The sequence below is a fragment of the Bradyrhizobium sp. USDA 4451 genome (assembly GCF_054822585.1).
In genome coordinates this window covers 1732077-1751719 of sequence record NZ_JBTRCH010000001.1, presented here as the reverse complement: position 1 = coordinate 1751719, position 19643 = coordinate 1732077, and the positions used below count along the sequence as shown (strand labels likewise).

13 protein-coding genes and 1 pseudogene are annotated in these 19643 nt (G+C 64.6%); 4 read left to right on the top strand and 10 right to left on the bottom strand.

The features are described from left to right. Positions 1–99: 99 nt before the first annotated feature. The 4 genes from lptE to ACVMB0_RS08025 all read right to left on the bottom strand — a co-directional run bounded on the left by lptE (position 100) and on the right by ACVMB0_RS08025 (position 8229). Positions 100–657 (bottom strand): LPS assembly lipoprotein LptE, encoded by a 558-nt coding sequence (lptE, locus tag ACVMB0_RS08040; RefSeq protein ID WP_456751357.1) that lies wholly within the window; start codon positions 655–657, stop codon positions 100–102. Next, positions 644–3268 carry a leucine--tRNA ligase gene (leuS, locus tag ACVMB0_RS08035; protein ID WP_456751358.1) on the bottom strand — a complete coding sequence of 875 codons (2625 nt, stop codon included), beginning with the start codon at positions 3266–3268 and terminating at the stop codon, positions 644–646. The genes lptE and leuS overlap by 14 nt, the downstream gene beginning before the upstream one ends. A gap of 306 nt (positions 3269–3574) precedes the next feature. After that, positions 3575–6178, bottom strand: a complete 2604-nt coding sequence (locus tag ACVMB0_RS08030) for an MASE1 domain-containing protein (RefSeq protein ID WP_461345866.1) — start codon at positions 6176–6178, stop codon at positions 3575–3577. Positions 6179–6537: 359 nt separating this feature from the next. Continuing rightward, a complete protein-coding gene (locus tag ACVMB0_RS08025; RefSeq protein WP_456751360.1) occupies positions 6538–8229 on the bottom strand; it encodes a sensor domain-containing diguanylate cyclase in 1692 nt (563 codons plus the stop codon). Between the two features lie 109 nt (positions 8230–8338). On the opposite strand from ACVMB0_RS08025, the gene ACVMB0_RS08020 reads away from it, so the two are divergent. Further along, entirely contained in the window at positions 8339–9043 is a 705-nt protein-coding gene (locus tag ACVMB0_RS08020; protein ID WP_461345865.1) for a YggS family pyridoxal phosphate-dependent enzyme, read from the top strand. 261 nt (positions 9044–9304) lie between these two features. On the opposite strand, the gene ACVMB0_RS08015 is transcribed toward ACVMB0_RS08020, so the two are convergent. After that, positions 9305–10090, bottom strand: a complete 786-nt coding sequence (locus ACVMB0_RS08015) for a 2-keto-4-pentenoate hydratase (protein WP_461345864.1) — start codon at positions 10088–10090, stop codon at positions 9305–9307. A 151-nt stretch (positions 10091–10241) separates the two neighbouring features. Further along, positions 10242–10781, bottom strand: a complete 540-nt coding sequence (locus ACVMB0_RS08010; protein ID WP_461345863.1) for a L,D-transpeptidase family protein — start codon at positions 10779–10781, stop codon at positions 10242–10244. A 240-nt stretch (positions 10782–11021) separates the two neighbouring features. Here ACVMB0_RS08010 and ACVMB0_RS08005 point away from each other — a divergent pair, with 240 nt between their 5' ends. The 3 genes and pseudogenes from ACVMB0_RS08005 (at position 11022) to ACVMB0_RS07995 (ending at position 13746) form a co-directional block, all read left to right on the top strand. After that, complete coding sequence (locus ACVMB0_RS08005) at positions 11022–11708, top strand: response regulator transcription factor (RefSeq protein ID WP_016841446.1); 687 nt, start codon at positions 11022–11024, stop codon at positions 11706–11708. Positions 11709–11765: 57 nt separating this feature from the next. Continuing rightward, entirely contained in the window at positions 11766–12206 is a 441-nt protein-coding gene (locus ACVMB0_RS08000) for a Crp/Fnr family transcriptional regulator (RefSeq protein ID WP_050627983.1), read from the top strand. 207 nt (positions 12207–12413) lie between these two features. Further along, positions 12414–13746 (top strand): annotated as a pseudogene (locus tag ACVMB0_RS07995) (IS1182 family transposase). A gap of 130 nt (positions 13747–13876) precedes the next feature. Here the strand turns inward: ACVMB0_RS07995 and ACVMB0_RS07990 are convergent. The 4 genes from ACVMB0_RS07990 to ACVMB0_RS07975 form a co-directional block, all read right to left on the bottom strand. Further along, positions 13877–14692, bottom strand: coding sequence for an exodeoxyribonuclease III (locus ACVMB0_RS07990; RefSeq protein ID WP_461345862.1), 816 nt, complete (start codon positions 14690–14692; stop codon positions 13877–13879). A 157-nt stretch (positions 14693–14849) separates the two neighbouring features. Further along, the gene (locus tag ACVMB0_RS07985) at positions 14850–15659 is read right to left on the bottom strand and encodes an outer membrane lipoprotein carrier protein LolA (RefSeq protein WP_456751365.1); all 810 of its coding nucleotides are present in this window, start codon (positions 15657–15659) and stop codon (positions 14850–14852) included. A gap of 100 nt (positions 15660–15759) precedes the next feature. After that, positions 15760–18237 (bottom strand): DNA translocase FtsK, encoded by a 2478-nt coding sequence (locus ACVMB0_RS07980; protein ID WP_461345861.1) that lies wholly within the window; start codon positions 18235–18237, stop codon positions 15760–15762. A gap of 16 nt (positions 18238–18253) precedes the next feature. After that, the gene (locus tag ACVMB0_RS07975) at positions 18254–19480 is read right to left on the bottom strand and encodes an aminotransferase class I/II-fold pyridoxal phosphate-dependent enzyme (RefSeq protein ID WP_461345860.1); all 1227 of its coding nucleotides are present in this window, start codon (positions 19478–19480) and stop codon (positions 18254–18256) included. Between the last annotated feature and the right edge of the window lie 163 nt (positions 19481–19643).

The window sequence follows — 19643 nt, the reverse complement described above, 5'->3', positions numbered from 1 at the left end:
GCGAACCCGGAATCTGGAGATGATGGATCGAGATTCTCAGGTGCGCAATCGCGCACCATAGTTCGCGCCGCTGGCGTGCCCCGGAATGACGTCGGTGCCTCAGGTTCCGCTGGAGAAGAACGAGGCGAGCCGGGTCTGGATGTTGTCGGCGATCTCCTGCGCGGCGCGGTCCTCGGCATCGCGGAAGGCGCGGGCGCGGGCATAGCGCTGGTAGGAGCCCGGCATGTCATAGGACACGCGCGAGAACGTGGTGCCGGTCATGACCGACTTGTTTGATGCGATCTCGACCAGGTTGAACTGGGCGTCGATGCCATAGTTCTCGCTGGTCGGCAGCGCGGTGGTCGGGTCGATCATCAGCGAGGAGCGGCTGGTGGTGAAGCGCAACACCAGCCGGTGCGTCGGCGGCGCGCCGGTGGCATTGCCGTAGAGCTTGAAGGCGAGGGCGTTGCGAACCTCGACGCCGACCCGGGCCTCGCGCGAGGCGTTCGGCTTGTCGACCGGCGGAACCTCGACGCCCAGCAGCTTTTCGCGCAGGGCGGACGACTGACCGTCGAGGGTGCGCTCGGCATACATCGGCTGGAAGCATCCGGCCGTCAGCGCGGCCAAGGCGGCCACGGCTACAAGCCGGGCGGCGATCCCAATCCTAGCCGACAACATTGACGATCCTCATGGGCACCACGATCACCTTGCGGACGGGTTTGCCGCCCAGTGCGGCTTTTACCGCATCGAGCGCCAAAACGGCAGCCTCTATATCCGCATTTTGCGCCGTCCGTGGCACGGTAACATCACCTCGCTTTTTACCGTTGACCTGAACGACCAGGGTCACGCTGTCTTCGACCAACAAATCGCGTTCGATTTGCGGCCAATCGGCCTCGGAAACCAGCCCTTGCTGGCCCAGAACCATCCAGCACTCCTCCGCCAGATGCGGCATCATCGGCGAGAACAGCTGGACCAGGATGGCCGCGGCTTCCTTGACCGCCCAGGCGACGTCCGGCGCCGGCGTGTCGCCTTTCGCCAGCACCTCGGCCAGCGCGTTGGCGAATTCGCGGATATGGGCGAGACACACGTTGAAATGCAGCCGCTCGATTCCGGACGACACCTTGTCGAGCGCGCCATGGGCGGCCTTGCGCAGCGCCAGCGCTTCGGGCCCGAAGGTGCCCGGTCGCGCCGCCGGTGCCAGCTTGGCGATCTCGGCCGATTCGTTGACCAGCCGCCACAGCCGCTGCACGAAGCGGGCGGCGCCCTGCACGCGCTCGTCGCTCCAGATCACGTCGCGATCCGGCGGCGAGTCCGACAGCATGAACCAGCGCGCCACGTCGGCGCCGTAGCTTGCGATGATGTCGTCGGGGTCGACGGTGTTCTTCTTCGACTTCGACATCTTCTCGATCGGGCCGATCTCGATGTCCTCGCCGGTCGCCAGCAGCACCGCGCGGCGGGCGTTACCATCAACCTCGATCTTCACCTCGGCCGGGGTGACCCAGGCGCCATCGGCCTTCTGGTAGGTCTCGTGCACCACCATGCCCTGGGTGAACATGCCGGCGAACGGCTCCGACATGTCGATGTGGCCGGTCGCCTTCATCGCGCGGGTGAAGAAGCGGCTGTACAGCAGATGCAGGATCGCGTGCTCGACGCCGCCGATGTACTGGTCGACCGGCATCATCCGGTTGGCGACCGCAAGCGTGGTCGGCGCATCCTTGTTCCAGGGATCGGTGAAGCGCGCGAAGTACCAGGACGAGTCCACGAAGGTGTCCATCGTGTCGGTTTCGCGCACCGCCTTAGCCCCGCACTTCGGGCAGCTGACGTGCTTCCAGGTCGGATGGTGATCGAGCGCGTTGCCCGGCCTGTCGAACGAGACATCCTCCGGCAGCGTCACCGGCAGCTGGTCGTCGGGCACCGGCACCACGTCGCAGGTCGGGCAGTGGATCACCGGGATCGGGCAGCCCCAATAGCGCTGCCGTGAAATGCCCCAGTCGCGCAGCCGGAAATTCACCTGCCGCTCGCCGACCGGCGCATTGCCGCGGACTTCGCTTTCCAGGCGTTTCGCGACGTCTTCCTTGGCCTCGTCGATCGTCATGCCGTCGAGGAAGCGCGAATTGATCATCCGGCCGTCGCCGTCATAGGCGACGTCAGTAATGACGAACGTCTTTGGGTCCTGGCCTTCGGGGCAGACCACCGGCGTGTTGCCGAGATTGTACTTGTTGACGAAGTCGAGGTCGCGCTGGTCGTGGGCCGGGCAGCCGAAGATCGCACCGGTGCCGTATTCCATCAGCACGAAGTTGGCGACATAGACCGGCAGCTTCCAGTTCGGGTCGAACGGATGCACCGCCTTGATGCCGGTGTCGAAACCCTGCTTCTCGGCGGTGTCGATGATCGACTGCGCGGTGCCGATCTTCTTGATGTCGGCGATGAACTCGGCGAGCTTGGGGTTCTTCGCCGCAGCCGCCTGCGCCAACGGATGATCCGCCGAGATCGCCATGAACTTGGCGCCGAACAGCGTGTCCGGCCGCGTGGTGAAGATCTTCAGCTCACTCTCGCCCGCCGGCGTGGTCGCCGGATCCAGCGCGAAGCGGATCAACAGGCCCTCGGAGCGTCCGATCCAGTTGCGCTGCATCAGACGCACCTTGTCGGGCCAGCGGTCGAGACCATCCAGCGCGTCCAGGAGCTCCTGCGAGTACTTGGTGATCTTGAACACCCACTGGCTCATTTCCCGTTGTTCAACAACGGCGCCCGAGCGCCAGCCGCGGCCGTCGATCACCTGCTCGTTGGCGAGTACGGTCATGTCGACCGGGTCCCAGTTCAGCTTGCGCTTCTCGCGCTCGGCGAGGCCGGCAGCCAGCATGTCCAAAAACATCTTCTGCTGATGCTTGTAGTAGCTGGGGTCGCAGGTCGCGAACTCTCTGCTCCAGTCGAGCGACAGCCCGATCGACTTGAGCTGCTTCTTCATCGCGGCGATGTTGTCGTAGGTCCAGGCCTTCGGCGCCACCTTGCGCTCGATCGCGGCATTCTCCGCCGGCAGGCCGAACGCATCCCAGCCCATCGGGTGCAGCACGTTGAAGCCCTTGGCGCGCATGAATCGCGCCAGCACGTCGCCCAGCGTGTAATTGCGGACATGGCCGATATGGATGCGCCCCGACGGGTAGGGAAACATCTCGAGCACGTAGTATTTCGGCCGCGGATCGTCGTTCTTGGAGGCGAAGATCGCCTTTTCGTCCCAAATGGCTTGCCAGCGGGGCTCGGATTCACGGGCGTTGTAGCGTTCGGCGGTCATGAAATCGCAGGAATTCGGGGTGGCTTCGGGTGATTTTCGGGTCCCATCCGGGGACGGCGGACTAGGCCACAAAAACGCCCATGGGGTCAACGGCTTGGGGGCTGGCAAATACTCATGGCTCGCCGTCGGAGTGCGTTGGGGGTTGGCTGGGTTGGGCACCCCGTCAGGAACCTGCTGGGTGTCGTCACCCGGCTTGACCGGGTGACCCAGTACGCCGCGGCCCATCGGCTCAGTTACGGCCGCCTCCGGAATATTGGATCGCCCGGTCGAGCCGGGCGATGACAGCGCTATGTGGGGCGCGACCGGTCAATGTCTGCGCAACGCGTCGGTCGTGTTTGACGCCAAAGGTACGACGGATGAGCGCGCCGATCTCGGAGGCGCGAGATCCTGGATGAAATCTCTCAGTGCCTCGGTGTCGAACGGCTTGCGGAGTATTTTCAGGCTTGGCGGAGCCGCATTCGCAGCATCGCTGTAGCCGGTTGTCAGCGCGATCGGCAAACCCGGGTAGCGCGCCCGCACTTCTCTCGCGAGCCCGACGCCATCGATGGTTCCGGGCATGACGATATCGCTGAAGACGAGATCGATTCTTGTGCCGGCATCGAGCAGTTTTAGCGCCGCTTCGGCCGAATCCCGATAGATCGTTTCATAACCCAGATGCTCGAACAGCGAGGATGTCACGTCAGCCACTTCGGGGCTGTCGTCGACAACGAGGACCGTCTGCCGCTGCGGCTGCCTCGGTCTTGCTCTGGCGGCGGCGAGGTCCTTGCTGGCGGTTTGCTCGTCTGCACTGGACGGCAGGTAGATTGTAATCGTCGTTCCCTGACCAACCTTGCTATCTGCCGTCACCGTTCCGCCCGCCTGGTGGGCGAAACCATAGACCTGGGACAGACCGAGCCCGGTCCCCTTGCCGACTTCCTTGGTCGTGAAGAACGGATCGAACATCTTGGACAGGAGATGTGGCGGAATGCCGGTGCCGGTATCGCTGAGCGCTATCGCAAAGAACGCCTTTGCGCGGCGATCGCCGCCGGTTTCCTGGTTCGCGGTCACCGCATGGACGGACAGGGTGAACGTGCCGCCGTTCGGCATTGCATCGCGCGCATTGACGGCGATGTTGACGATCGCAAGCTCCAGCTCGGCGAGGTCCACCTTGACCGACGCTGTGCCCTCCCCGACGTTCTCGTTGTACACGATGTTGCCACGCAGTGAGCTCTCGATCATGGTCCGCATGTTCTTGATGGACGCATTGAGATCAACGACCGTCGGGCTGAGATGCTGATGACGGGAGAAGGTCAATAATTGGCGCGTGAGGCTCTCGCCGCGTTTCGCCGCGGTCTGGATGGCTTCGATGGCTTTGGGCAGTTTCGGATCGAGCAGGCGCGTGAAGATCTGGGCGCTGCCGCCGATGATCATCAATAGATTGTTGAAGTCGTGCGCAATGCCGCCGGTCAGCTTGCCGATCGCCTCCATCTTCTGCGACATCGCGAGCTGTTCGCGGGCCTGAACCAGCTTCTCCTCCGCGTCGCGACGCTCGGTTGCGTCGCGCAGGATGCTGATGAAGCCGATCAGATGTCCTGCGTCGTCATGGCTCGACGAAACGGAGCCCGTGATGAAGAATGGCGTCCCATTCTTTCTGATGCGCCAACCCTCGACGTCGTACTTGCCCCTTTCGATTGCCGTCTCCAGCGCGTGTGCCGGCGAACCCGCGCGGCGTTCGTCCGGCCGATAAAATATTCCAAAATGCTTGCCGATGATTTCTTCCGAGCTGTAGCCGATGATCTTTTGAGCTGTGCTGTTCCAGCTCGTGACGTGTCCCTCTCGATCAAGCGCAAAGATCGCATAGTCGACGACGCCTTCGATAAGGGTTTGGAAGTGCCGCCTGATGCTGTCGAGCGCCAAGGCCTTCCGTTCAAGCTGACCGTTCAGTTGGTCCCGAACAGAAAGCAGATCGGCTTCCGTGGTCTGTCGCGTCGCGATTGCCGTAGCCAAGGCAAGGGGAGCTGCCGATACGGTGATCGAGAGCACGAGCAAGGATAGCAGTGCGCCATTCGGATCCGTTCTCGGAAATGGATCATTTCCCGCCGAGAACCCCCACACGGCCATTCCGATAAAAAAGAACGCAGCCGTCGACGCGGTGCATCGATCACCGCGCAGGCCGGCCCAGATCAAGGGGAGTACGACCAGAAAGCCCAGCAGGCTCCGGTGCGGCAGCGACACGTCGAGGTCGGTGCTGACGAGGTCGCTACCAATGAGCGGGCTGTAAGCAACGATCCCGATGATAGCAGCGAGAGCCGGGACAACGATCGATTCCAGCAGCCTCCATTTGGAAGGAATGCGTAAGGGCATCGTCGCCCAGAGCACGATGACCGGAGCAATCGCCAAGGCTGCGGCAGCGTCGGCAAGCCACCAGGTCACCCCGGCAACGACGGAATCGGAAAAGCTCGATTCGTTGGCGAGTGCGAAGCCGGTCAACGCGATGGTCGAACTGATGATCGCGGTCGGCGCGAAGCAAATGATTGCAAACTTCACGACACCGACAGGCGTGGCAAAGGTCTGGCGGCCGTTCGACCAACGGTCGATCAGCCAAGTTCCGGCACATGCCGCAAGCAGGCTGCCGATCCCGGCGGCGGCAAACTCCAGGAGCGATCGGTCGGCCATAAGGTAAGGAGAAACGGCCCCCAGCAGGATTGCCGGCCAGACCCGGTAGCCGCGCAGCAGGACCAGCGCGAGCGCAAGCCCGGTCGGTGGCCACAGCGGTGTCGCGGTTGGATTGATCGCGGGAAGCAGCCGCGCGGCCTCGGCGAGGCCGCCATAAATCGCGGCAATGAGCAGGATTTCGACCGCGTAGGTCGCAATGCTCCGCGCGTCGCCAAAAGCGAGGACCCTGGCTTTGTCGAACGTTGCCCTTTCCATCGCAAGCCTTTGCCGAGGGCGCCTCAAGAATGCTGTGGTGACCTGTCCCCTGATCCAGTGTCACCAAAGAATCGCGTTGTCATGACGTCGATGTTCCCGCCAAGCACTCAACGCAGTTTTGACCAAAGCATGGCCGCACGATGGTGAGTAGAAGTGCGCGGGCAACTTCGCAAACGAGGGGCTATCGGGCAGCATCATTGACCTAATAGCAGTGACGCACCGGGAACGGGTCACGGGCGGCATCCGGACTACAAAATGGGTACGATCGCGCTGCGTGTCGATGAGAGCACCAGCGTCATTTTCCCGGTTGCGCGACGGATGAACTCGCGATGCTGCCCCGCCTGCACCGGGCGATGCAGTTAGCTCGCCAGCGCCATCCCGGCTTCATCGAGCGTCTGCAGGAAGCCGTGCTCGATCACGGCGTTGCGGCCGCGGCGCTTGGCGGCGTAGAGGGCGGCGTCGGCGGCTTCGATCAGATCGCCGGGGCGCTGGGTCTCGTTCGGCTTTGTGGTCGCGACGCCGACGCTGACGGTGACGACGCAATGGCTCGACGGCGCATGCGGTACGGCGAGGCCAAGGACCGCGGTACGCACCGTCTCGCCGATCGCGAGCGCATGCGCGGCGTCGGTATTCGGCAGCAGCAGGCAGAATTCCTCGCCGCCATAGCGGCCGGCAAAGCCCATCGTGTCGGCGGCGATTCCGGCCAGCGTTTCGCCGATCCGGGTCAGGCAGGCGTCGCCTTCGGGATGGCCGTAGGTGTCGTTGTAGAGCTTGAAGTGATCGACATCGATCATCATCAGCGACAGCTCGCACTCATATTGCTGTGCCCGCATCCACTCGAAATCGAGCCGGCTTTGGAAGCCACGGCGGTTGGCGAGGCCGGACAGCGCGTCGATCGAGGCCATCACGGTGAGACGGTCGTTGGAGGCGACGAGCTCGCGCTCGCGCTGGCTGAGCTGTGCCGCCATCGCGTTGAAGGCGCGCGCCAGCGGCACGAATTCCGCCGGCAGCTTGTGCTTGGCGACGCGCGCCGACCAGTCGCCTTCGCCGAACCGTCGCGCCATGCTGGTCATCAGCTCGATCGGATGGATGACGAGCCGCTCCGCGCCGACCAGCGCACCCAACAGCACGAACAGGCAGACGAAGCCGAGCTGCAGATAGGCGGTGCGGATCTCGCGGTTGATCGCCGCCGTCACCTTGGCCTCGTCCATGCTGACGATCAGCCGTGACTGCGTGCCGGCGATGCGCGCGAAGCTCAGAGTGCGCTGGGCGCCGTCGGATGCGGTGAATGACACCGAGCCTGATGGTTCGTCGTAGCTCAGCGCCTTCTCGGCAATCGCCGCCATCAACGGGATGGTGTCGAGCGAGCGGCCGATCAGGCTGGCATGATCCGCGGGTGCTGCGATCACGACGCCGGTCGAGTCGACGAGGACCGCCGACATGCCGGGCTGGCCGCCGAGATTGGCCATGATCTGCGACAGCCAGTCGATGTTGATGCCGGCGACGACGACGGCATCCTGCTCCGGATTGATCGCGGCCACCGGATAGGCCGCCATCATCATGGGACGACCGTTGGTCCGGCCGCGCAGGTAATCGCTGAACACGAAGCCGCGATTGTCCTGCGCTTTCTTGAAATATTCGCGGTCGCCGACATTGAGGCCGACCTGGACGTTGAGGGTCGAGCACTGCACCAGCCCGTCCCTCGAGACGAACATGATGCTGCGGATCCAGGGCAGCACGGTCGGCAGGCTGGCGCGCAGCACCTCACAGCTCTGCGCGATGCCGCCGGAGGCGCGGATATAGGCGGCGGATTTCAGCATGGTCTCGACCGAGGAGACCACTTCGCGCTGGGTTTCGGCGGCGTGCGCGGTGAGGTTGGCGTAGCCGGCCGCGGCCTGCGCGATCTGCGAGGTGCGGAAATTCTCCAGCGTGCGGATCCGATCGAGCATCAGGGGCGCGACCAGCATCAGCGCAAGCAAGGCCAGCCGGGCGCGAATGCCCAGAACCTTCTTGAGTTTGATCCGGTTGCGGTTGAAAGTGACGCCCGACATTCTAGTCCCTTGCCCGTGCGCCAAGGTAGAATGCAGGGCTTCAAAAAGCCTTTCCCGAATTTGGTAAAATTCGAGCCAACCCCGGCATCTGTCAGAGAACGGCACAAGCATGACCCAAAGCCCGACCGCGCCGTTATCGGCTGATTCACCACATGGTCTCGCCGCCGTTGAGCAGGAGATCGCGCACGCCTGCAAGGAAGCGCGGCGCGACCGCGCCTCGGTGACCTTGATCGCGGTGTCGAAGACATTCGCGGCCGACGCAATTTTGCCGATTGTCGGCGCCGGACAGCGCGTATTTGGCGAAAATCGCGTGCAGGAAGCCAAGGGCAAATGGCCGGAGTTAATCCAGGCTCATCCCGGACTGAAGCTTCACCTGATCGGGCCGCTGCAATCGAACAAGGCCAAGGAGGCCGTCGCGCTGTTCGATGCGATCCATTCGGTCGACCGCGCCAGCATTTGCGAAGCGTTAGCCAAGGAAATCAAAAATCAAGGGAAACACCCGGACCTGTTCGTCCAGATCAACACCGGCGAGGAGCCGCAGAAAGCCGGCGTCGCGCCGCAGCACGCCGATACCTTCATCGCGGCGTGTCGCGAGGCATATGGCCTGCAGATTTCAGGACTGATGTGCATCCCGCCGGTCGACCAGGCGCCGGCGCCGCATTTCGCACTCTGCGCCAAGATCGCCGCGCGCAACGGCTTGAAGAATCTCTCGATGGGCATGAGCGCCGATTTCGCGGTGGCGATCGCGATGGGTGCGACCCATGTGCGGGTGGGCTCGGCGATCTTCGGCACGCGTACGGTGCCGCACGCGTAGTGGCGTTGCGGCGTTCGCTTGGTCCGTAAACCCGTCATCCTGAGGAGCCGCGAAGCGGCGTCTCGAAGGATCGACGGCCACCGGCCGGGCCGTGCATCCTTCGAGGCTCGCTCCGCTCGCACCTCAGGATGACGGTGTTGGCGATCATCACTGACCAGCGGTCTCAGCCCGATGGTGACCCCAAATGAGATGTTGTCCCTGCCTGGTACGCAATTGCGCACCAGGCAGGGACGACAGCGGTATGTGCGGCGCGTGCGCTGCCTACGCGAACTTCACCGACACCTTGCCGATCGCGCCGAAATCGGCAGCGAACGCATCACCCGCGGCGATCGGCAGTGGCGGATGGCAGGTGCCTGTGGTGACCACCTCCCCTGCCCGCAACGTCAGCCCAAGTGCGCGCAGCTCGTTGGCGCACCAGGTGAGCGCGACACGGGGATCGCCGAGCACGTTCTTGCCGTGCCCGATGTAACGCTCGCCGCGCAGCGTGATGGTCGGGCGCTCTTCGACCAGGTCGATCGCACGCCAGTCGGCTGACGTTGCTGCTCCGAGCACGAACAGATGCGCGCAGGCATTGTCGGCGATCAGCTGGGCCTCGCCGGCGGAGACGAAATCGGCGAACCGCGAATCCGGAATCTCGATCGCCGGATGCAGCGTGCCGACTGCGTCCAAAACGTCCTGCACGCCGTAGGGCGTCGCGCGCGGCGCGAGATCGTGCGCCATGCGGAAGGCGTATTCCGGCTCGCCGACCCGCATCTCGTTGCCGGTCATCGACGCGGTGCCGCCATCCGGTAGCACCGTCTCGGCGAGGATGCGTCCGGCCAGCGGCCCCGCGACATTGATGTGCTTCTGGCCGGCCGCGCTGGTCGCCGCGATCTTCCAGCCGAACAGTTTTTCGCGCGAGGTCTTTCCCAGCTGGGCCTGCACCGCATAGCCCTCGGCGCGATCGCGCGGCCGTATGGCGCTATCGAGCGCGCCGAGTTTCGTTCCCGCGCGCCAGTGCTCGCTCAGGACTTTTGCGGCGGCGGCGATCTGGTTGTTGTCGAGCATGGTTGAAGTCCCAACTGCATTGGTCTTGCCATATCATAAAGCTCTCAGCCCCGTCATTGCGAGGAGCGATAGCGACGAAGCAATCCATGCTTCCGCATTTGCGGGGCGATGGATTGCTTCGCTTCGCTCGCAATGACAGGAGAGGTTGGATCTACCCGATCACGATCTTTGTCTTTGGCGACATCCGCCGCAACAGCCGCAGCATCGAGGCCTTGGTCATCGAGACGCAGCCCGCGGTCGGCGAAAAATTCGGCCGCGCCAGATGCAGGAACACGGCGCTGCCGCGGCCGGCGATACGCGGCGCGGCGTTGTGATCGATCTCGACGATGAAGTCGTAGAGATGATCCTCGCGGGTCAGGCGGTCGCCGGCCTGCTCGCGGTCGAGCCGGATCGGCTGGTTGTAGTGGCGGTCGGCGGGATCTTCGCACCAGGCGTCCTCGCGGCGGATCGGCCGCGTCGGCAGCAAGGTCACCGGGCGCCGGTGCCGATCGGCGCGCCACCACAATTGCCTTGGATGGAAGATGCCGCGCGGCGTGCCGCCGTCGCCCTCGCGCTTGTTGGCGAGGATTCCGCCGCGTCCAAGCGCCACGGGAATCGTCCAGCCATCGGCTGTCAGCCAGCCCCGGCGCGGATCGCCGGCGGCCGCCCGGACCTCGATGGCGGAGAGCGGGCGATCACGTTTGGCTGTCATATAAGTGATTGAAATGGCTGACCTTCCCTTAAGAATTGTTCAAAACTGAACTTGCCTTGAACGCCCCAAACATTCTATCTCCCGGCATTACAGGACATTCACGTCCTGCCCCGCCGGATTTGAGGTAGACTGCGTTGCCTTGTGAATCGGTAACAATCGCCTACCTGAGCACATATCTAGCCGATGTTACGGCCCTAAGCGCCCTCCGCTTCTGACCGCCCCGCCCCGAAGGATGTACCTATGGCCAATGCCCGCAAGATCTTGATCGTGGATGACGATACCGATCTGCGCGATACGCTGGTCGAGCAGCTGTCCCTGCACGAGGAATTCGAAGCCTCCGCAGTCGACACCGGCGCCAAGGGCGCCACTGCCGCCAAAGCCAATTCCCCCGATCTGGTTCTGATGGATGTCGGCCTGCCCGACACCGACGGCCGCGAAGTGGTCCGCAGCCTGCGCAAGGGCGGCTTCAAGGCCCCGATCATCATGCTGACCGGCCATGACACCGATTCCGACACGATCCTGGGGCTGGAAAGCGGCGCCAACGACTACGTGGCAAAACCGTTCCGCTTCGCGGTGCTGCTGGCCCGGATCCGGGCCCAGCTGCGCCAGCATGAGGCCAGCGAGGACGCGGTATTCTCGGTCGGCCCCTACTCGTTCCGGCCCGGCTCGAAGATGCTGACCGGTGCCAACGCCAGGAAGGTGCGGCTGACCGAGAAGGAAACCGCGATCCTGCGCTTCCTCTACCGCGCCGGCCAGATGCCGGTGTCGCGCGAGACCCTGCTCCAGGAAGTCTGGGGCTACAATTCCGGCGTCACCACCCACACGCTGGAAACCCACATTTACCGCCTCCGCCAGAAGATCGAGAAGGACGCCGCCAACCCGGAAATCCTGGTCACGGAAGCCGGTGGCTACAAGCTGGTGCCGTGATACGCTTCGCGCTCAACGATTCGTGAAATCGAGGCGCACCGCGGTTACCGGACCTGAATGTCGATCGATGATGACGTAGCCCTGCTCGAGCGGGTCCCGACGATGCGTCTGTTGGGCGACAGTTCCTTGCGCATGCTGGCGATCGGCTCCGAGCAACGCGACTTCAACGCAGGCGAAGTGCTGTTCAAGACCGGCGACACGGCGGACGCCGGCTATGTCGTGCAGCGCGGCACCTTCCGCGTCGAGGAAGGCGGCGCCGAGATCATCGCCGGTCCCGGCGCACTGATCGGCGAGCTCGCATTGATCGTCGCGATGAAGCGGCCGTCGACCGCGACCGCGCTGGAGCGCGGCTCGGTGATCCGCGTCGCGCGCAGCCTGTTCCAGCGCGTGCTGGAAAGCGATCCCGCCGCCGCCCGCCGCCTGCGCGACGAACTCGCGCTGCGCACCAGCCAGCTCGCCAGCGATATTCTGATGGCGGGCGGGAAGCTGAGCACGTAGCTGCCGCTTATTTACCCGTCACCCTCTGAGGAGCGCGCTCTTGCGCGCGTCTCGAAGGGTCGACGGCCACCAGTCGGGCCGATTCATCCTTCGAGACGCGCGTTCCGCGCTCCTCAGAGGGTGTGATTTTTTTGGGGTTTCAGCGAGCATTATAGCCGAAAGCCGGCGCGGTGTGATTCTCTGGCGATGATGGATTCGCGGGAGGTGATGTTGGCTGCCGATGAGTTGTTTGGGGACCTGCCGGAGCAGGCGAAGCCACCAGCCGAAGCGGGCTTGCCCGGCGCTCCGCGGCTGCGTGAGCCCCAGCGCGACCAGATTGCGCTGCGAGCGGTTGATATTGAGAGCCTGATCGGGGAAGACCATCCGGTGCGGCTGATTTGGTCTTATGTCGAAGAGCTTGATCTGAGTGAGTTGGAGGACCGGATCAAGGCTCGCGGCGATCGTCCCGGTCACCCCGCGACCTCGCCCCGGCTTTTGCTGGCGCTGTGGCTCTATGCCGCCAGCGAAGGCGTTGGCAGCGCGCGGGCGTTGGAGCGGCTGTGCGAGAGCCACGATGCCTATCGCTGGCTGTGCGGCGGGGTGTCGGTGAACTATCACCTGCTGGCGGACTTCCGGGTCGGCAACGCCGATCTGCTTGACCGACTGCTCAGTGAGCATCTGGCAGCGTTGGCAAAGGCCGGTCTCGTCGATCTGGAGACCTTGGCGCAGGATGGCATGCGGGTCCGGGCCAGCGCCGGGGCGGCCTCGTTCCGGCGCGAGGCGACGCTGGATAAGCATTTGGCGCAGGCTGAGGCCGTGGTGGAAGACCTCAAGCGCGAGGTCGACACACGCTCGGACGCCAGCAATAAGCGTGCCCGGGCAGCCAAGGAGCGGGCCGCGCGGGAACGCAGCGCGCGGGTGAAGGCGGCGCAGACGGCGCTCGCCGAGATCAAGCAGCAGCGCAAGGAGCGCGAAGAAAGTCGCGGCAACGGCAAGACGCCGAAGGAGCCGCGGGCCTCCACGACGGACGCCTATGCACGGGTCATGAAGATGGCGAACGGCGGCTTCCGCCCCGCCTACAACGTGCAGGTGACGAGCGTGGCCGGGGAGCAGATCGTCGTCGACACCAGAATTTGCAACATCGGATCCGATCGCGGCCTGATGCGCCCCATGCTGGAGCGGCAGCGTGCGCGGCCCCGGAGGGTTGCCCAAGGACCATCTCGTCGATGGCGGCTTTGGCAGTGCCGAGGACATCGAATGGGCCTATGCCGAGGGCATCGATATCTTTTGTCCGCCCACTCAATCCAAGCACGGTACCGATCCCTATCTACCGCGGCGCGGCGACGGTCCGGGGGTGTTGGCCTGGCGTGCGCGAATGGCGAGCGAAGAGGGCAAGGCCCGATACAGGTCCCGGTCGATCTGCGAGTGCATCCATGCCCGCTGGCGCAATTGGGACCTGCGGCAATTGACCGTGCGCGGCATCGAAAAGGTCCGTGCCGTCGTGCTCTGGTACGCCCTCGTCAACAACATCCTGCAAGGCAACCGCCTCTCCAGAGCCTAAACAACGGGTCATCGCCGAACTCGAACTCAAACCTGCCAATTGCTGCGACGAACAGCCGCCAAAAACTCCGCAGGAGCCGAATCCGTCACAAGCTCTCAGGATGACGGACAAGCTTCGCGTTGATGCGGCGTCAAACCTCCATCACCGCGGTCACCGGCACATGATCCGACGGACGCTCCCAGCTGCGGGCGTCGCGGGTGATCCTGAAATCGCTGACCTGATCCTTCAGCGCGCGCGAGACCCAGATGTGGTCGAGCCGGCGGCCGCGATCGCCGACGGTCCAGTCCGCGGCGCGGTAGCTCCACCAGGTGTAGACCTTTTCCGACAGCGGGATTCGTTCGCGCGCGATGTCGAACCATTCGCCATGCGCTTGGGCTGCGAGCAGCTTCTCGGTCTCGACCGGCGTGTGCGAAACCACCTTCAGCAGTTGCTTGTGCGACCACACGTCATTCTCGTGCGGCGCGACGTTGAGGTCGCCGACCAGGATGTGGCGGTCGTCGCCGCGCGGATGCAGCGGCTCGCACGCCTTCATCTCGTCGAGGAATTGCAGCTTGTGCTCGAACTTCGGATTGAGTGCGGGATCGGGAATGTCGCCGCCGGCCGGCACGTAGAAATTATGCAGCACCAGCGGTTTTGAAAGCTGCGCCTTGTCGCCGAAGGACACCGAGATATGCCGCGAATCGATCTTGTTGCAGAACGTCCTGATGTCGGTCGTCTCGAACGGCAGCCGCGAGACGATGGCGACGCCGTGATAGCCCTTCTGTCCGTTCAGCGCGACGTGCTCATAGCCGAGCCGCTTGAAGCGCTTCAGCGGAAACGCATCGTCGATGCACTTGGTCTCCTGCAGGCACAGCACATCCGGCCGCGCGCTTTTCAGGAATTTGGCGACGATGTCGATGCGCAGGCGCACCGAGTTGATGTTCCAGGTGGTGACGGAGAACCGCATGAGAGCCGCGTCTTAGCACGGTTCTCGATGCGGGTTGGCGCTTTGTCCACAGCAACGGTGCGTAGGGTGGGCAAAGGAGCGCAGCGACGTGCCCACCATCAAGAGCTCGCAAGCAGTGGTGGGCACGCTGCGTTTTGCCCACCCTACGGCACTGTCGTTAGCCCGGCGACGACCCCGGATAGGTCGTGAAGTCGATCTTGAACAGGCCCGGATCGGGCTTCTGTGTCGCGTCGAGATTGTAGACCGCAACCGTCGTGTCGTAGCCCTGCGGGTCGGTGACGGTCCACTGCTTGAGCTTGCCGTCCTTGGCGCCGATCATCAGCAGGAAGCGGCTGGTGCCGACCAGCGCCTGCTTCTCCTCGATCGTGATGCTGATGAACACGTCATCGGCGGTGACGCTGATGACGTTGGTGTCCTTCATCAGATCGATGCGGTCCGACAGCAGATAGCGCAGCGGGGTCTGCGACAGCGGATAGACGTCCTGGGTGGCGAGCCTGCGGTCGCGCACCGCGACCGACGAGCCGTCGGCGATCACCTCGATGGTGCTCGGATTGTCATATTCGAAGCGCAGCTTGCCGGGCTTCTGGATGTAGAAATCGCCCTTGGTCTTGGTGCCGTCGGGGCCGACCTGGACGAAATTCCCGACCAGCGTCTGCAGCGACGACAGATAGGCCGAGACCTTGGCGGCCTGCGCCTTCTGGTTGGCGTCGAAGGTCTGGAAGATGTTCGCGGGCACGTTGCGACGCGGATCGGGGATCACCGGATCCGGCGGCGGCTGGGTTGCGCCCGTGGTGGTCGGGCCCTTGTCCGCATTGCTCTGCGCGCCGGCGTCCTTCTTCGCCGCTGACTTGGGTGCGGGTTTCGGCGTCGTCGGCGCATTCTGCGCCGTCGCGGCGCCGGCGATCGCGGCGGTGACGAGAACAGCCAGCGCAGTGCGCCTGCCGCGGTCAATGAGGTGTTTTGCCATCAGATATGTCAGGTCTCTGTTCGACGCTCGTCCCGCTTGGCCGGATTTTATCCCGCCTCTTCCGAGGGAGATATGGTTTTTCCGTGATGATCATCCCCGATCAGAACTGGCCTTCTTCCTCCCCGACCAGGATTTCGCGCTTTCCGGCGTGATTCGCCGGTCCCACGATGCCCTCAAGTTCCATCCGCTCCATCAGCGAGGCGGCGCGGTTATAGCCGATTTGCAGCCGGCGCTGGATGTAGGAGGTCGATGCCTTGCGGTCGCGCTTGACGATCGCAACCGCCTGCGTGAACAGATCGCCGCCGCCGTCGCCACCCATGCCGGTGGCATCGAACACGGCGCCGTCCTCGTCGGTCGGCTCTTCCGCGGTGACGGCTTCGAGATATTCCGGGGCGCCTTGCGTCTTGAGGTGACGCACCACCTTCTCGACTTCCTCGTCGGAGGCGAACGGGCCGTGCACGCGGCTGATGCGGCCGCCGCCTGCCATGTAGAGCATGTCGCCCTGGCCGAGCAGCTGCTCGGCGCCCATCTCGCCGAGGATGGTGCGGCTGTCGATCTTCGACGTCACCTGGAAGGCGATGCGGGTCGGGAAGTTGGCCTTGATCGTGCCGGTGATGACGTCGACCGACGGGCGCTGTGTGGCGAGGATCACATGCAGGCCGGCGGCGCGCGCCATCTGCGCCAGGCGCTGGACCGCGCCTTCGATGTCCTTGCCGGCGACCATCATCAGGTCGGCCATCTCGTCGACGATGATGACGATATAGGGCAGCGGCTCGAGGTCGAGCTTCTCTTCCTCGTAGATCGCCTTGCCGGTCTCCTTGTCGAAGCCGGTATGCACGGTGCGCGTCAGCTCTTCGCCCTTGGCCTTGGCTTCGACCAGGCGTGCATTGTAGCCGTCGATGTTGCGGACGCCGAGCTTGGCCATCCGCTTGTAGCGCTCTTCCATCTCGCGCACAGCCCATTTCAGCGCGACCACCGCCTTCTTCGGGTCGGTGACGACGGGCGTCAAGAGATGCGGGATGCCGTCATAGACGGAGAGTTCGAGCATCTTCGGATCGACCATGATCAGGCGGCACTGGTCCGGCCGCAGCCGGTAGACCAGGCTCAGGATCATGGTGTTGATCGCGACCGATTTGCCGGAGCCGGTGGTGCCGGCGATCAGCATATGCGGCGTGCGCGCGAGGTCGATGATGACGGGATCGCCGCCGATCGTCTTGCCGAGGCACAGCGGCAGTTTCGCCACCGACTCGGTGCTCTCCTTCGCGACCAGAAGCTCGCGCAGATAGACCTTCTCGCGATGCGCATTCGGCAGCTCGATGCCGATCGCGTTGCGACCGGCGACCACGGCGACGCGGGCCGACAGCGCGCTCATCGAGCGGGCGATGTCGTCGGACAGTCCGATCACGCGTGACGATTTGATGCCGGGCGCGGGCTCCAGCTCGTACAGCGTGACCACCGGGCCCGGATTGGCCTTGACGATCTCGCCGCGCACGCCGAAATCCTGCAGCACGCCTTCCAGCGCGCGCGAATTGTTCTCCAGCTCGGCCTTGCTCAGCGGCTGGCGGTCGCTCGCCTTGGGCGCGCTGAGTACCGAGACCGACGGCAGCTCGAACTTGTCGGAATTCTTCTTTTTCGGCTTCGGCTCGGCCTTCTTGCGCGGCGCACGGGCGGCGGGAGCTTCCTCCTCGTCGTCCTCTTCTTCCTCGTCGTCGAAGGCCTCAGGCTCGTCCTCGTCGTGATCGTCACGCGCCGGCGCGATCGAGGGCGCCGCGCGGCCGCCGCCGATATTGGGCTCCTGGCGCTCGAACGCCGCGCTGCGGCCCTGCGTGCCGCTCGACACCAGCGATTTATAGGCGGTGGCGAACAGCCAGCCGAGCCGCGCTTTCGCGCTCATCAGCGCGTGGAACAGCCAGCCCAGCGAGACCGAGCTGCGGTCGTTGTCTTCCTCCTCGACGAACGGCTCGTCGTCGTCGGAGATCGGCGTCAGCTCCTCGTCCTGCTCCTTGGCGCCCCAGCCGCAGGCGAACAGGAAGCAGGCCGCCATCGCGACGAACAGGATCAAGCCGAGCACGACGCGATAGATGAAGCCGGGCGGTCCGAACACCACGGCCGGCGCGCGCAGCAAGGCGTCGCCAACCACGCCGCCGAGCCCGGTCGGCAGCGGCCATGCGGTGTTGTGCGGCCAGCAGCTGGCAAAGCCGGCCGCGATCACCGTGCACAGGATCCAGCAGCCAAGCCGCAGTGCCTCGCGGTCGAACGGCCGATGCGTCAACATCCGCCAGCCCCACACTGCGACCGGCAGCAGCAGCATGATGGCGCCGAGCCCGAGGATCTGCATCAGGAGATCGGCGCCGATCGCGCCGGGATAGCCGAGCACGTTGCGGATCGCGCGGGAGGTGGCGTGGCTCAGTGACGGATCCTGCACCGACCAGGTCATCAGCGCAGCGGTGATGGCGCCCGACAGCGCGATCAGGCCGAGCCCGGTGAGTTCGCGCAGCCGCCGCGCCAGCGCCTCGCGCAACGAGAGCGGCAGATGGCCGACCAGGGGGATGACACGTTCGATCGCAGGCATACTCAATCTTCGCGCTTCGCGATTAACCCAGGGTTTCGACCAGGCGATGCATCGCCTCGGCCGTTGATTCACTGTCGGAGACCAGCGCAAGGCGGATATAGCCCGCGCCCGGATTGGAACCGTCGCTCTGCTGGCGCGCCAGATAGCTGCCGGGAATCACGCGAACGCCGGCATCGCGATACAGTCTGACCGTCGTCTCCTCGTCGCCGCCGCGATCGGAGACGTCGAGCCAGACGCAGAAGCCGCCGGCGGGACGCTTGTAGCCGTAGCGGTTGCCGAGGATCTGGTCGGCGAAATCGAACTTGATGCGATAGAGCCTGCGGTTCTCCTCGACATGCGCCTCGTCGCCATAGGCGGCGACCGCGACATGTTGCAGCGGCACCGGCACCTGTGGCGCTGCGACATTGCGCAGCTCGAGGAATGCGGCGAGAAACTTCCGGTCGCCGGCGGCGAAGCCGACGCGCATGCCGGGCAGGTTCGAGCGCTTCGACAGCGACTGGAACGCGACCACATTGGTGAAGTCGGGTCCGGCGCATTCCAGCATGCTGCCCGGTGCCTCGCGGGTGTAGATCTCCGAATAGCACTCGTCGGAGAGGATCATGAAGCCGTGGCGATCGGCGAGCTGCTTCAGCCGCGTGAAATAGGCGCGTGAGGCGACCGAGCCCTGCGGATTGGCCGGCGAGGCAATGAAGAACGCCACTGTGCGCGCCCACGTCGCCTCGTCGATCGCATCGAGATCGGGCAGGAAACCGTTGGCGAGCGTGGTCGGCAGATGGATCTGCTCGCAACCGGCGGCGCGCGCGCCGGCGCCGTAGGCCGGATAGAACGGGTTCGGCATCAGGACCGCGGGGCGGCCCTTGCGCGGCGAGACCGTGCGTGCCGCCGTGATCGCGGCAAAGAACAGCCCCTCGCGGCTGCCGTTCAGCACCAGCACCTCGTTCTCCGGATCGATCGGGCGCGGCAATTGGAACCGGCTGGAGAGCCAGGTCGCGGCCGCGCGGCGGAACGGCTCGATGCCCTTGGCCATCGGGTAGCGGCCGAACTCGGCAGTGTGCTTGGCGAGCACCGGCCCGACGAAATCGGGCACCGGGTGCTGCGGCTCGCCGACCGATAGCGTAATCAATGGCTTAGCCGGTTGATACGGCGCCAGCAACTCGGTGGTACGCACGAATGGAGAACGCTCGGCCTGGCCGGCGGATGCGGCATCGGCGGCGCCCTGCGCCAAGCCGGATGAGGCGGTCATTGCCATGATTGAAATGCCAGCACTTTCACTGCGGTCGGAGGAGTGGGGCGCCGACCGTAAACCGATCAAATCACCATAGATAGGGCGAGGTTAAGACGCGATTAACCATCGGCGGCGCCCGCGATGGGCCGGCGCGTGATATCAGCGTCGACCGCAAAAAATCGAACCC